Source organism: Micrococcus sp. 63XJN7_8_ISO-PGPR-S23-253 (assembly GCF_056173425.1).
Map to the genome: position 1 here is coordinate 2,138,014 of NZ_CM149673.1, position 14,507 is coordinate 2,152,520.

A 14,507-nucleotide genomic window follows, 5' to 3' on the forward strand; every position below is an offset into this window, starting at 1 on the left:
GAGGGTGAGCACCGCCCTGTATCGCCGCTACCGCCCGGACCGTTTCGAGGACGTGATCGGGCAGGACCATGTCACGGTCCCGCTGCGCACCGCACTGGCGAAGGACCGCGTGAACCACGCCTACCTCTTCTCCGGCCCGCGCGGCTGCGGCAAGACCACGTCCGCCCGCATCCTCGCGCGCTGCCTGAACTGCGCCCAGGGCCCCACGCCCACGCCGTGCGGCGAGTGCGACTCGTGCCGGGACCTGGCCACCGGCGGGCCGGGCTCGCTGGACGTGCTGGAGATCGACGCGGCCTCGCACGGCGGTGTGGAGGACGCCCGCGGCCTGCGCGAGCGGGCCACGTTCGCCCCGGTCCGGGACCGCTACAAGATCCTCATCATCGACGAGGCGCACATGGTCACCGCGGCGGGCTTCAACGCGCTGCTCAAGATCGTGGAGGAGCCGCCGGAGCACCTGAAGTTCATCTTCGCCACCACGGAGCCGGAGAAGGTCATCGGGACCATCCGCTCCCGCACCCACCACTACCCGTTCCGGCTCGTGCCGCCGGAGCCGCTCATCGCCTACCTCGAGCAGCTGTGCGCGGAGGAGGCCGTGTCCGTGGAGAAGGGCGTGCTGCCGCTCGTGGTGCGCGCCGGCACGGGCTCGGTGCGTGACACGCTCTCGGTGCTGGACCAGCTGATCGCGGGCGCCCAGGAGGGCCAGGTCTCGTACGAGCTCGCGGTGAGCCTGCTCGGCTTCACCCCGGAAGCCCTGCTGGACGACGTGATCGACGCCGTCGCCGCGGACGACACCCCCACCGTGTTCCGCGTGGTGGACCGCGTGGTGCAGTCCGGCCAGGACCCACGCCGGTTCGTCGAGGACCTGTTGGACCGCTTCCGCGACCTCGTGATCGCCCGTGCCCTGCCGGAGGAGGCCGGGGCGATCCTGCACGGCATGCCGGAGGACCAGGTGCGGCGTCTCTCGGCGCAGGCCGCGCAGCTCTCCCGGGCGGAGCTCTCCCGCCTCGCGGACATCACCAACCTCGCGCTGACGGACATGGTGGGGGCCACCAGTCCCCGCCTGCACCTCGAGCTGCTCATGGCGCGCCTGCTGCTGCCCGCCTCGGACGAGACGCACCGCGGCCTGGCCGCCCGACTCGAGGCCCTCGAACGGCGCCTCGAGCTCGGTGGCGCCGCGCCCGTCGAGGACGGCGCCCCGGAGGGCACGACGACGCCGGCCCGGTCCGGCACGCCCGCCGCGGACGGCGGCGGGTCGGCCGGGAACGCGGACGGCTCCGGCCCTCTGACCGGTGCCGCGCTCGCCCGGGCCGCCATGCGGCGGACGGAGGAGCCCGCTCCGACGGCGCCGACCGCCCCGCCGGAGCGCTGGGCACCGCCCGCCCAGCCCTCCGCGGCCGAGGCGCCGGAGGGGGACGCGGCCGCCGGGACCACGGGGTCCGAGCGTCCGCAGCAGCCGCCGCAGCCCGGACGACCCGAACCGGCCGAGGCCGGGGCCCGTGCCGAGGGCGCGCGTCGCCCGGAGGTCGGGAGCCGCCCCGAGCCCGAGGACCGACCCGAGCCCGAGGGCCGGCCCCGGGCCCAGGAGCGCACCGGTGCCGCGCCGGCCCCCGCCCACCGGCCGGAGGAGACGGCCGCGCCGTCGAGCCCCGCTCCCGCCCCGGCGGCGAGCCAGGTGGAGATGATCCGCCGGGCGTGGCCGGACATCCTCGCGGCCCTCGAGGACGCCTCTCGGCTGGTGTGGATGCTGGTGAAGGACAACGCGAGCGTCGCGGGCTACGACGGCTCACTGCTGACGATCGGCTTCCAGCAGGACGGGCCCCGCCAGTCGCTGCTCGGCCGGGGCGGCGACCGCGTGCTCGGCGAGGCCGTCCACCAGGTGCTCGGCATCCGCCCGCGGCTCGACCTGATCCTCGGCGGGGACGCCCCGACCGGGGACGCCCGCGCACAGTCCGGCGCCCGCCCGGCCGGACCGGCGCGGACGGACCGGCCTGAGCGCCCGGCCCCGCAGCAGAGCCGGCCCGACCGGCCGGCGGCGCAGCCGAACCGCCCCGCCCCGGCGCCGGGTCCGGCCCCGCGCGAGCCGGAGTCCTCCCGCCCCACCCCGCCGCGCTCCGCCGCACCCTCCACCGCGGAGGACGACCCGGCGCCGCCGGCAGCTGCACCCCGGGCCACGCAGCAGCGCGAGACGCCGCAGCCGTCCCCCGCCTGGACGCCCGCGGCCCCCGCCACCTCCTGGGGGCCGACGCCGGCGTCGTCGTCGACGACGCCCGCCCCCGCGCCGCCGGCGGACGGCTGGGGCGGCCCGGACGAGGAGCCGCCCGCCTGGGACGACGCTCCCCCGCCCGAGGAGGACCCGTGGGACTCGCTGCCCGCGTTCGACCCGGACGCGGAGCAGGACGACTCGGACGGCCCCGAGGGCTGGACCCCGCCGGCCCAGGACGCCGAGGAGCGGCCCGTCGGCGCCGCCGGCTGGGACGGCCCCGTGCCGTCGGTCGACGACTGGGGAGCGCCGCCGCAGGCCGCACCGGCCCCTGGCGGTGCCGCGCCGGACGCCGGCCAGGACTCCCCGGCCCGGCCCGCCGCCCCGACCCCCGGCGAGAGCGAGCCGAGCGCCGAGGAGGTCCGTCGGGCCTACGACCCGGGGCCGCTGGTCCGCGAGGAGGAGCACTCGATCCCCGTGTTCGCCCGTCCGGAGGCGGAGCTGCGCGCCGAGTTCGCGAAGCGCTTCGGCGCAACCCGTCCCGCCGGCTTCGACGACGGCGCGGGCGCGGCCGCGGACGGTGACTCCGCCCGGCCTGCCACGCCGTCGCCCGCCCCGGACGACGACGCAGCGGCCACGGAGCGACGCGATCCCCACCCGGCCGCCTCGGGCGCCGGCCCGTCCTCGGACGAGCAACGGCGCCCCACGGGCGCGCCCACGGCCGACGCGACCCCCGACCCGGGCGTGCCCGCCGACGACGCGGACGCCACGCCGAGCACGGCAGCCGGCTCGGCCGGTTCGGACTTCCCGGGCTCGGGCCATCCGGCGAGCATGTACCCGCGGCTCATGGAGCGGCTGCGGGCCGGAGGGCCCCTCGAGCCTCCGGTGAACGCGGGCTCCAGCGGCGGGACGGGCGGCCCCGGCGCCCCCGGTGGCCCCGACCCGGACGCCACGCCGGGCTCTCCCGCCGGGGGCCGGCCGAGCGCGGCCTCGCTCGGGGCACGCCCCGCCGACGCCGAGCCCGCCGGGGGAGCCTCGGCGCCGCCGTCGTTGGACGCGCGGGCCGCGGCCATCCGCGCCGCCCGTGAGGCCGCCCAGGGTCGCGGCCCGGCCCGGCCCGCCGACACCGGCCCCGCCGCCCCGGCGACGTCCGGTGTGGGGTGGGAGGACGAGGTCGCCAGCGACGACGACGTCCCGCTCGAGGACTCGGGCCTCGTGGGCCGGGCCGTCGTCGAACGGGTGCTCGGCGGCCGTCTGCTCGAGGAACGCCCGAACGACGCCTGAGGCGAACGCGCCCGTACGCCGTCCGGGGCCGCGGGCATGATGGACGCGGCGCCGGACCACGGCGCCGCGTCGGGGCGCACGCCCCACGAGACGCACCATCGGACGAGGGAGACGGATGTACCAGGGCGCGGTGCAGGACCTGATCGACGAGCTCGGCCGCCTGCCGGGCATCGGGCCGAAGTCTGCCCAGCGCATCGCCTTCCACATGCTGGAGGCGGACCGGGAGGACATGCTGCGTCTCGCGGACGCCATCCGCACGGTCAAGGACAGGGTGCGACTGTGCTCGGTCTGCTTCAACGTCTCCGAGGACGAGGTGTGCTCGCTCTGCCGGGATGAGCGCCGGGACCGCTCCCAGATCTGCGTGGTCGAGGAGTCGCAGGACGTCATGGCCATGGAGCGCACCCGCGCCTTCCAGGGCCGGTACCACGTGCTCGGCGGGGCCATCAATCCGATCGCCGGCATCGGCCCCGAGCAGCTGCACGTCCGCGAGCTGCTCACCCGGCTGCAGGACGAGGCGGTGCAGGAGGTCATCCTCGCCACGGATCCCAACCTCGAGGGCGAGGCCACGGCCACCTACCTCGGCCGGCTCCTCGGCGCCACGGGCATCCGCGTCACGCGCCTGGCCTCCGGTCTGCCCGTCGGCGGGGACCTCGAGTACGCGGACGAGGTCACCCTCGGCCGTGCCTTCGAAGGCCGCCGCCTGATCAGCGGCTGACACCGGCCGGCGTCGAGCAGGTCCCGCCCGACGCCGGCCCGGTTCAGGCCACGCGCGTGCCCGCGGGCAGCCGCCCGGCCGGGGTGTCCAGGCGACGGTGGCCCCACCAGACCAGCCCGGCCACCAGCACACCCTGCATCGCGAGGCCGAGCGGCCACACCGGCCAGGTGCCCTGCCGGTCCGGAACGCCGCTCTGGTCGAGACCGCGCAGCTCGCCGTCGAGGCACTCGACGTCCCGGACGGGGTCTCGCTGGGTCCAGCGCAGCCCCACGGACAGCATGTTGAGCGGCCCGGGATCCACCCGGGTCCCGTTCTCGAGGAGCCCTGCCTCCCAGGGGGAGGCGTCCGCGAGGACGGCGTAGGGGTTCGCGGCGAGCAGCCATCCGCTGCGCCGCGGGTCGGGGATCGTCCGGGTGGTCACCGGGCCGACGCACCGGTCGGCGATCCCGTCGAACAGCTCCGGGTTCGCCGCCTCCCACTCGGCCCAGGCCTGCTCCGCCTCCTCCGGGGTCATCTTCTCGAGCTCCGCCTCGGTGAACGGCTCCGCCGTCATGGAGCCGTACTCGGCGTCGTTGGCCCGCACCTCGGTCTGCAGGAACTGCAGGGACAGCCCGAAGGCCACCAGGGTGCCGATCGTCAGCGCCGCCACGATCAGGTACGTCACCACGACGGCGAACAGCGTGCGCCCGGCGATCGCCGAGACGGCCACGCCGATCCCCGCGATCATGCCGAACTCCACGAGGATCATCACGAGCCCCACCAGCACGGCCCACGGGGACACGCGCCCCACCACGGCCGCGACCGCGAGCCACGGCAACGCGGCCGCGAGGAACGCGGCGGAGGCGATCCACGCGGCCAGCCACTTGCCCGCCATCAGGTGCCCGGTCCGCAGCAGGGTGACCTGGGTGATGGCCAGGGTGCCGCCGGCACGGTCGCCCGAGATCGCGTTGGCCGCCAGGGCGGGCGAGACCAGCAGCGAGAGGGTGAGGACGAAGAGCAGGACGCCGTCGAAGAGCGTCCGCCCCAGGGCGCGCATCTGCTGCTCCGCCAGCTCCGGCTCCAGGCCGGACGCCTCCATCTCCGCCACGCCCAGGCCGCGCAGCCCGAGGGCGCCGAGGGTCACCGCCCCCACCACCACGAAGAAGACGCCCAACAGCACGTACCAGCCGCGCGAGCGCAGCCGCTGACGCAGTTCCATGCCCACCACGGTGGCCACGGCCTGGGCCGCGCCGAGGCGTCCCCCCGGCTGCGGCTGCGGCGGGCGGCGGTCGTGGATCGAGGTCGCGACGGCGGTGCTCACGGCCGGTCTCCTTCGGTGCGGGGGCCCTCCAGATGGAGGCCCAGGTAGGCGTTCTCGAGGCGGGAGCCCTCCGGGGCGAAGTGGCTGACGAGCACACCCTCGCGCACGAGGTCCGCGAGCAGCGCGGCCGCGGCGGCCTCCCCCCGCAGCTGCACCACGACGCCGTCCCGGCGCTGGCCTGCGCCGGCGCCGGTGGCCGCGGTCGCGGTCAGGCCGCGGGCCTCGAGGGCGCGGACGAGCGTGTCCCGGGCCGTCGGGTCGGGTCCGGCGATCCGGTAGGGGCGGGCGAGGTCGTCGGCGGCGCGGAACTCCTGGGTGGCCACCGTGGCGCCCTCACGGAGGAACACGGCGCGGTCGGACATCTCCTCGAGCTCGGCGAGCACGTGGGAGGAGACGAGCACGGCGGTGCCGGCTGCGGCCATGGCGCGCAGGTCGTCCCGCAGCCGGATGCGGGCGGCCGGGTCGAGGCCGTTGGCGGGTTCGTCCAGGAGCAGGACGGAGGGCCGGTGCACGGTGGCCCGAGCCAGGGACAGGCGCTGCTGCTGGCCGCGGGAGAGCACGCGGGCGGGCCGGTGGGCGAACTCCGTGAGTTCGACCCACTCGAGCTGCTCGTCCGCGCGCGCCGACGCCTCCGCCTTCCCCATGCCGTAGAGCCGTCCCAGGCTGGCGAGGATGTCGTGGCAGGTCAGCTCCTCCCACACGCCCAGGGTGTCGGGCATCCAGCCGAGCCGCCGCCGGGCCTCGACGGGCTCGCGCACCGCGTCCACCCCGGCCACGGACACGGCGCCGGCGTCCGGGCGCAGCAGGGTGGCCAGGATCAGCAGGAGCGTGGTCTTGCCCGAGCCGTTCGGGCCGACGAGGGCCGTCACGGAGCCGGCGGGCACGGTGAGGGAGACGTCCCGCACCGCATGGACGGCGCCGAACGAGCGGGCGAGGCCGTGAGCCACGATCCCGTCGTGGGCGGCCACCCCCAGGACGGGTGAGGCGGGCGGGGGCGCTGGAGCGGTCATGGCCCCATCCTTGCCGCGCCGGGCACGGACGCGGATCCACCCGGGGGATGATCCCGGCGCCATCCCAGCCCGACCGGGGTCGCAGGCGGGGCCGCGGGCGCCGTCGTGCTGGCCTGCCGCGGGCGCCGGGTCCAGCATCCGGAACAGGGGTTCACCTGGCGGACCCGCGCGAGAGTGCGCCCCTAGACTTGGCCCGAACCGACCCTCGACCCCGTCCGGAGCGACCCATGAGTCTCATCGTCCAGAAGTTCGGCGGCTCCTCCGTGGCCGACGCCGCCGGCATCCAGCGCGTGGCCCGCCGCATCGCGGACACGGTGCGCGCCGGGAACCGCGTGTGCGTGGTCGTCTCGGCCATGGGGGACACCACGGACGAGCTGCTCGACCTCGCCGCCGAGCTCACGCAGGACGCGCCCGCACGCGAGATGGACATCCTGCTCTCGGCCGGCGAGCGCATCTCCATGTCCCTGCTGGCGATGGCGATCCACGCCGAGGGCCTCGAGGCCCGCTCCTACACCGGCTCCCAGGCCGGCATGCTGACGGATACCTCCTACGGCCGGGCCCGGATCGTCAAAGTCAACCCCCACCGCGTGCAGGAGGCCCTCGACGCCGGCCGCGTGGCCATCGTGGCCGGGTTCCAGGGCATGAGCCCCGAGTCCAAGGACATCACCACCATGGGCCGCGGCGGCTCGGACACCACCGCCGTCGCCCTCGCCGCCGCGCTCGGCGCGGACGTGTGCGAGATCTACACGGACGTGGACGGCGTCTACTCGGCCGACCCGCGCGTCGTGCCGACCGCCCGCAAGCTCACCGAGCTCTCCTCCGAGGAGACCCTCGAGATGGCGGCCTCCGGATCCAAGGTGCTGCACCTGCGCTCCGTGGAGTACGCGCGCCGCTTCGGCGTGCCGCTGCACGTGCGCTCCTCCTTCTCCGACCACGAGGGCACCTGGATCCTGCCCGACCCGAACGACACCATCACCCTTCAGGAAGGCGCTCCCATGGAACAGCCCATCGTCTCCGGCGTCGCCCACGACCGCTCCGAGGGCAAGGTCACGATCGTCGGCGTCCCCGACGTGCCCGGCAAGGCCGCCGAGATCTTCCGCGTGATCGCCGAGTCCAACGTGAACATCGACATGATCGTGCAGAACATCTCCCGCGAGGGCTCGGGCCGCACGGACATCTCCTTCACCCTGCCGATCGTGGAGGGCAAGGACGCCATGGCCGCCCTGCGCGCCGCCCAGGACCGGATCGGCTTCCAGGACATCGTCTCGGACCCGGAGATCGGCAAGCTCTCGCTGATCGGCGCGGGCATGCGCTCCAACCCGGGCGTCTCCGCGACCTTCTTCAAGGCCCTCGCCGACGCCGGCGTGAACGTGGACCTCATCTCCACCTCGGAGATCCGCATCTCCGTGGTCACCGCCGAGAGCAAGCTCGACGACGCCGTCCGCGCCGTGCACGCCGCCTTCGGCCTCGACGCCGAGGAGGAGGCCACGGTCTACGGCGGCACCGGCCGCTGACGCCGCACCCGCCGCTGCCCTACTCACCACGACGCCGGCCCCGCACCTTCAGCGTGAAGGTGCGGGGCCGGCGTCGTGGTGGGCGGTTCCTCCCGTTCCGTCAGCGAGGACGGAGGGGGTCGGCGGTCACGGGACCTGGACGGTCACGTCGGTCGTGATGCCCGCGTCCCAGGTGACGAGGCCCTTCCAGGTGCCCGAGGTCAGGCCGGACCAGGAGAGGGTCGCCTCGGTGGCCTTGCCCGCGGTCACGGGGACCGGGTTCGGGGAGACGGTGAGGTTGCCCGCGTCCTCGCGCAGCTTGAGCGTCTCGAGGGTGCCGGTGTCCTTGCCGCCGTTGGCCGCGTACAGGTGGCCGACCACGGTGTAGGCGCCCGGGGTGGGGTTCGCGATCGTCAGCGTCTCGGACTCGTCCGCAGTCGCCCGGGAGAGCTGCTTGCCCTCGGGGGTGATCACGTACAGGTCCCAGTCGGCGCCGGCGGCGCCCGCGTTGATCGAGGCCACCAGGGACTTGGTGCCCTCCTCCACGGTCACCGTGGACACGGCCAGCGCGCTGGACACGAGCGAGTTGCTCGCGGTCGCGTTGGCCACGGTGGAGTCCACCTTGCCCAGGCCCAGGACCTGCGGGGTCAGCTCACCGGTCACGCCGGGGGTGATCTCCACGTCGGCGGAGCCGGTGGCACCGGAGCCCTCGACGGCGGAGGTGACGGTCGCGGACTTCGCCTTGACGGTGACCGGGGAGGTCACCTCCGGGACGGCCTTGCCCTTGGCGGTGGTCCAGGACATGGAGCCGTGGGTCCAGGTGTTCACCGCGGCGTCGGTGCGGGTGACGGTCAGCTCGACGTCGGCGGACTGGCCGGCCTTCAGGTCCAGCACGGCCGGGGAGGCGGTCATCTCGAAGCCGGGCACGTTCGCGGAGAACTGCCAGCGGCCGTTCTCCAGGGCGGTCACGGTGCGGGTCACGGTGGCCGAGCCGACGACGTCGGGGATCGCCAGGGACGGGACGTTCACGTCACGACCGGCGATGTCGCCGCGCAGCAGCGCGTCCCACTGCTCCTTGCCGGACTCGTAGACCAGGCCCGGACGGGCGGCGGCGGCCGGATCGGCGGAGCCGGCGCCCGTGGCGAAGTTGTCCGTGTTCACGGTGCCGTCGGCGTTGTACACGTCGCCGGCGGTGGTCATGAGCGCGGACTTCACGGCCATCGGGGACCAGGCCGGGTACTTGCCGATCAGCAGCGTGGCCATGCCGGCCAGGTTCGGCGAGGCCATGGACGTGCCGGACATCAGGCCGAACGTGTTGCCGTGGTAGTCGGGGTCCAGCGGGGAGACGCCGGCGATCACGTTCACGCCGGGGGCGGCGAGGTCGGGCTTCAGGAGCTCCTGGTTCACGGCGTTGGCCGGGCCGCGGGAGGAGAAGCCGGCGATCTGGGGCAGCGGGTCCTCCGGCAGGCCGGTGGTGTCGCCCGGGACGATCGTGGCGGTGAGGTCGGAGGACTTCACCTTCTCGATCACGCCGTTGTCGTTCATGTGCACGGTCGGCACCGCGTGGATGTCCGCGTCCAGCGAGCCGGACGGGGTGTTCACGAGGATCATGCCGACGCCGCCGGCCTCCTCCACCACCTGCGACTTCTCGGTGCGGGCGTTCACGCCGCGCTCGCAGAGCACGATCTTGCCGGCGGCCTCGTCGGTGAGCCCGCCGGGCAGGCAGAGACGCGCGGCCTCGGCGTCGCCGGCGGCGACCTCGGACGCGTGGATGACCTCGGCCGGACCCACGCCGGTGCGGGCCGAGGAGGCGCCGCGGAGCTGCGTGCCGTCGGAGAACTGCACGGTGGCGGTGAGCTCGTTGGAGAACGTCTCCGCGGCCACGGTGGTCAGCCACGGGGAGCCGTGGTTCACGGTGTTCGGGCCGGGGCCGGAGTTGCCGCCGGAGGCGGCCACGAAGATGCCGGCCTCGGCGGCGGACTTGAAGGCCATGGCCACCGGGTCCACGATCGAGGTGTTGGAGCCGGAGATCGAGTAGTTCAGCACGTCCACGTTGTTCTCGATGGCCTGCTCGACGGCGGCCACGGAGGCGGAGGTGTAGCAGCCGCCGGTGTTCGGATCGGTGTCCTCCCAGCAGATCTTGTAGGAGATCAGGTGGGCGGCCGGGGCCACGCCCGCGCCCTCGCCGAAGGAGTCGCCGTCGATGGTCTGCTCCACCCCGGTGTTGCCGAGGATGGTGGTGGCCACGTGGGTGCCGTGGGAGAACACGCCCAGCGGGGAGATGCGCTCCTCCGGGGCCCGCTCATCCACCGGGACGAAGCGCTCGAAGTCCTCCGAGAAGGCGTAGGCACCGATCAGCTTGGAGTCGCACGACGACGCCGGGAAGTCCGGGCCGGTCTCGCACTCGGCCGTGGCGGTGGTGCCGTCCGCCTTGAGCACGGCGATCTGGCCGTCCGCGGTGCGGTAGGGCACGCCGACCTTGGCCTTGCCCTTGAGCGGCTGGACGGGCTGACCGTCGATGAACGGGTTGTCCGGGTGGATGCCGGAGTCGATGACGCCGACCACCACGCCCTTGCCCGCGTTCTCGGCCTTGCCGTACACGGACTTCCAGGTGCCCTTCTTGCCGGGCAGGCCGAGGAACTCGGTGGAGCTGTAGTCCGGGGCCACCTGCTCGTCCGGCGCGACGCCGAGCACGGCCGGGTCCTTCGCGATCTCCTGGGCCTCCTCGGCGGTCAGCTCGGCGACGAACGCGTTCACGGCGCGCTGGAAGGAGATCTCGGCCTTCGCGCCGTGGGTCTTCGCGACCTTCTCCTGCTGGCGCTGGAGCTTGGCCTCGTAGTTCTTCACGCGCGGGTGCGAGGGGTCGAACTTCGCCTTCGGGGCGGCGCCCGGAACGGCGCCGGCCTCGGGGGCGGTCACCGACGGCTGGTCCTTGAGGACCACGAAGTAGCGGCCGTCCTCGAACTGCTGCTGGACCTGCACCTCGCCCTGCGGGCTGGAGACGGTGCTGCCGTCGGGCAGTTCGACGGCGGTGGCCGACACCGCGAGCGCGGGAGCGGCCACGAGGCTCGCGCCGGCGACGGCCGCGGCCAGGGCCCGACGGCGCCGGGCAGGGGTGGGGTTCTGAGGCATTGCCTCCACCTTTCTCATCAAGGTCCGCCCAGCTCTCGCCCGTGGCACACCGGCGGGGATGGCGCCGGGGGACGGGGAGATCGGCACCCATGTGATGGGCACCACAGCGAGACAGGTGAAATCTACCGTCCGGTAGGGCGTTTGACCAGATCTTTGCCAGCCAATGTCCAGGACCGTCGAATACGGGCCGCCGGAGTGCGCTCCCCGCGTCGGCCTCGCGGGCCTGCTCGCTCACGGGGGGCGCCACGGGGGAGGATGGTGGGGCCATGCCCGAGCCACGCACCGCCCCCGCGTCCCCGCCGACCGCCGTCGTCGCCCTGCCCGCCGACGTGTGGCGGGCCCATGCACGGGCGCACCGCGAGCGCATCGCCCGACGCACGGACCCGCTGGTGGCCCGGCGGATGCGCGGCGAGAAGCACCCGGTGCAGGACTTCCTCTTCGGCTACTACACGCACTCCCCCGCCGCGCTGCAGCGCTGGCACCCCGGGCCGGGGGTCCTCCTCGCGGACGACGACGGCGCCGCGGCCCGTGCCGAGGCGGCCGAGCTGGGCACGACCCCACGGGGCGAGTGGAAGCACTACCGGCGCGTCGAGGCCGGCGAGGTGGCGGGCGCCGTCGTCGACGGCCGCGCGGTGGGCGGCTGGCTGGTGGACGTGGCGGCGGTGCTGGCCGACCGCGCGTCGGGGGTGGCGTTCACGCGGGAACTGCTCGCGCGCACGGCGGAGCGGGCGCCGCGCCTGGGCTGCTTCGGGCTGCACGAGTGGGCGATGGCGTACCGCTCGGACGTGCACGGGGTGCGGCACTCCCAGCTGCCGCTGCGGCTCGGGGCCGGGGGGACGGACGCGGTGGTGGAGGGCTCGCGGATCCGGTGCACGCACTTCGACGCGTTCCGGTTCTTCGCACCCGAGGCCCGCGACCGCAACGAGGGCGACGACGGCGTCCTGCCCACGCGCGCCGGGATGCGGGAGCTGGAGCAGCCCGGCTGCCTGCACGCGGGGATGGACCTGTACAAGTGGGCGTACAAGCTGGTGCCGGTGGTCGACTCGGACCTGCTCGCGGACTGCTTCGACCTCGCGTGGGACATCCGCCGGCTGGACATGGAGGCCTCGCCGTACGACCTGACCGGGGTGGACGACCTCTCCGACGGGCGCGGTGGCTACGCGGCCGTGCGGATCGAGGAGCCGGCCGGGCGTGCCGAGTACGCGCGGCGACAGCGCGAGTTCGCCGAGCGGGGGCAGGCGCTGCGGGCACGGCTGCTGGCGGTGCTGGACGCGGCCGCGGGGGCGGCCCCCGGGACCCGGCCGGACGCCGAGTGGACTTCCAGCGCGCGTCCATGATTAGGATGGCCGCTATACAGGCTGTGAGGCGCATCACTCGCGTCATCCGGTGACCGCCCCGGCCCTCTCCGCACCGAACGACTCGAGGACCTGACGTGACCGGAACCGTTCCAGCTCGCCGCCGCACCGCGCTCGCCGCCGCCGTCGCGGCCGTTTCACTCGCCATCACGGCCGCCGCCCCCGCGCTCTCCGCGCCCGGCAACGGCAACGGCAAGGGGTCCGCATCGCAGGGCCAGGCCCGCTCCAACGACCTCTCCGCCACGCGCGGCAACAAGGTCAACGACGCCGCCGCGCTCGCGCCGCACCTCATGGGCCAGACGCTGGACTGGGAGGCCTGCGACTTCGGCAGCGAGAGCCTCAACGCCCGGTTCAGCGCGATCCCCGGCACGGCGTGCGCCGACGTCACGGTGCCGCGGGACTGGAAGAACCCCGAGGACGGCCACACCATCAGCCTGCGCGTGGCCAAGACCGAGACCTCGAAGGGCAACCCCGACCGCCAGGGCATCGCGCTGGTCAACCCCGGCGGCCCGGGCGGCTCCGGCCTGCCCTGGGGCCCCGCCATGGCCGAGCGCGCCCCGGAGCTCGCCGAGCAGTACGACTTCATCGGCTTCGACCCGCGCGGTGTGGGCCAGTCCACCGCCCTGGAGTGCACCTACACGCCGAACCCCGAGCACGACGTGTGGCAGGACACGAAGGCCCAGGTCGACGCGTGCCTCGAGAACGAGCTCACCCCGTACATCACCACCGAGCAGACCGTGTACGACATGGACTTCATCCGCGCCGTCCTGGGCGAGGAGAAGACCTCCTACATCGGCTACTCGTACGGCACATGGCTGGGCAGCTGGTACCAGCGCGTCTTCCCGCAGCACGCGCACCGGTTCCTGCTGGACTCCGCCGTGGACATCTCCCGCGACGGGCTCCAGACCACCTGGGACCTGCAGCCGCGCTCCCGCGACCGTCAGTTCCAGGACGCGATGCTCCCCTACGTGGCCCGGCACGACGAGATCTTCGGCCTCGGGGACGACCCGATGCAGATCCGGCAGCGCTGGGAGGACGTGGGCGGCACCCGCACGCAGCTCGGCATGATCGTCGCCGGCTCGTTCCTGCTGCCGGCCATGTACGACACGTCCCAGTACCTCGACGCCGGGTCCGTCATCGCCGCCTACATCCGCATCATGGAGTCCGAGGCCGCGGCCACGGACCCCGCGGGGCAGCGCGCCCAGATCGAGCGCATCCTGGCCGAGGCCCGTGCGTCGCTGCCGGCCGAGGAGCGCGACTCCTTCGACCGCTTCGCCGCCCGCGGCCTGGAGACCGTGGGCGAGCGCGAGCAGCTCGTCGCCGCCACCCAGGCCGGTGACGCCGTCACCTTCGAGGGCGCGTTCTCGGCGATCCGCTGCCAGGACGGCCAGTGGAACACCTCGCAGGGCTACTGGACCTCGTGGGTGGACGACCTCGGCCGCAAGGCCCCGTGGATCGGTGTGCTGATGGGCCCGTCGGAGTGCATGTACTGGCCCGCCCAGACCTCCATGCCCGCCCAGCCCGGCGGCAAGGGCGCCCCGAACACCGTGATCGTGCAGTCCGAGCTGGACGCGGCGACCCCGTACGAGGGCGGCCACCGTGCCGCCGGCGTGCTGCGCAACACGTCCCTCATCTCCGTGGACAACGAGGGCACCCACGGCCTGTTCCCGTACGGCACCGAGTGCGTGGACGCGCCCATCCGTGACTACTTCCTGACCGGCGCCCAGCCGGCCGAGAAGTCGCTGTGCGACGCCGTCCCGCTGCCGCTCGAGACCCAGCCGGTCCAGGTGGCCGGGACCCCGACGCACAAGGGCGACATCAAGATCTCGATGCGCACCGATGCCGTGCGCGAGGCCAACCGCATCACCCACGACGCGATCGAGCGTCAGCTGATCGACTCCCGCGCGGTGACCCCGGACGTCGAGGCCTTCCTGGAGGACTGACGGCCCGGGCACCCGGAACCCGGTCCGCCCCCGACGGCCCGGCGACTCCCCCGCGGAGACGCCGGGCCGTCGTCA

Annotated in this window: 8 protein-coding genes; 5 read left to right on the forward strand and 3 right to left on the reverse strand. The window is 74.5% G+C overall.

Translation table 11 applies throughout. The annotated features are described in order from the left end of the window. Positions 1 to 4 precede the first annotated feature (4 nt). Positions 5 to 3,484, forward strand: coding sequence for a DNA polymerase III subunit gamma and tau (locus tag AC0VX4_RS09810; protein ID WP_475464324.1), 3,480 nt, complete (start codon positions 5 to 7; stop codon positions 3,482 to 3,484). A gap of 115 nt (positions 3,485 to 3,599) precedes the next feature. Then, on the forward strand, positions 3,600 to 4,199 hold the full coding sequence (recR, locus tag AC0VX4_RS09815; RefSeq protein WP_002856659.1) for a recombination mediator RecR: 600 nt from the start codon (positions 3,600 to 3,602) through the stop codon (positions 4,197 to 4,199). Between the two features lie 43 nt (positions 4,200 to 4,242). Here recR and AC0VX4_RS09820 read toward each other — a convergent pair whose 3' ends face one another. Continuing rightward, on the reverse strand, positions 4,243 to 5,499 hold the full coding sequence (locus AC0VX4_RS09820; RefSeq protein ID WP_060775735.1) for an ABC transporter permease: 1,257 nt from the start codon (positions 5,497 to 5,499) through the stop codon (positions 4,243 to 4,245). Then, a complete protein-coding gene (locus AC0VX4_RS09825) occupies positions 5,496 to 6,509 on the reverse strand; it encodes an ABC transporter ATP-binding protein (protein WP_002856656.1) in 1,014 nt (337 codons plus the stop codon). The genes AC0VX4_RS09820 and AC0VX4_RS09825 overlap by 4 nt, the downstream gene beginning before the upstream one ends. Positions 6,510 to 6,736: 227 nt before the next feature. Here AC0VX4_RS09825 and AC0VX4_RS09830 point away from each other — a divergent pair, with 227 nt between their 5' ends. After that, positions 6,737 to 8,023: an aspartate kinase gene (locus AC0VX4_RS09830; protein WP_002856654.1), complete on the forward strand. Its 1,287-nt coding sequence runs from the start codon at positions 6,737 to 6,739 to the stop codon at positions 8,021 to 8,023. 126 nt (positions 8,024 to 8,149) lie between these two features. Here AC0VX4_RS09830 and AC0VX4_RS09835 read toward each other — a convergent pair whose 3' ends face one another. Continuing rightward, the gene (locus AC0VX4_RS09835; RefSeq protein ID WP_475464325.1) at positions 8,150 to 11,134 is read right to left on the reverse strand and encodes a S8 family serine peptidase; all 2,985 of its coding nucleotides are present in this window, start codon (positions 11,132 to 11,134) and stop codon (positions 8,150 to 8,152) included. A 266-nt stretch (positions 11,135 to 11,400) separates the two neighbouring features. Here AC0VX4_RS09835 and AC0VX4_RS09840 point away from each other — a divergent pair, with 266 nt between their 5' ends. After that, positions 11,401 to 12,471 (forward strand): 3-methyladenine DNA glycosylase, encoded by a 1,071-nt coding sequence (locus AC0VX4_RS09840; protein ID WP_475464326.1) that lies wholly within the window; start codon positions 11,401 to 11,403, stop codon positions 12,469 to 12,471. Between the two features lie 95 nt (positions 12,472 to 12,566). Further along, positions 12,567 to 14,432: an alpha/beta hydrolase gene (locus tag AC0VX4_RS09845; protein ID WP_144824604.1), complete on the forward strand. Its 1,866-nt coding sequence runs from the start codon at positions 12,567 to 12,569 to the stop codon at positions 14,430 to 14,432. The last annotated feature ends 75 nt before the right edge of the window (positions 14,433 to 14,507 follow it).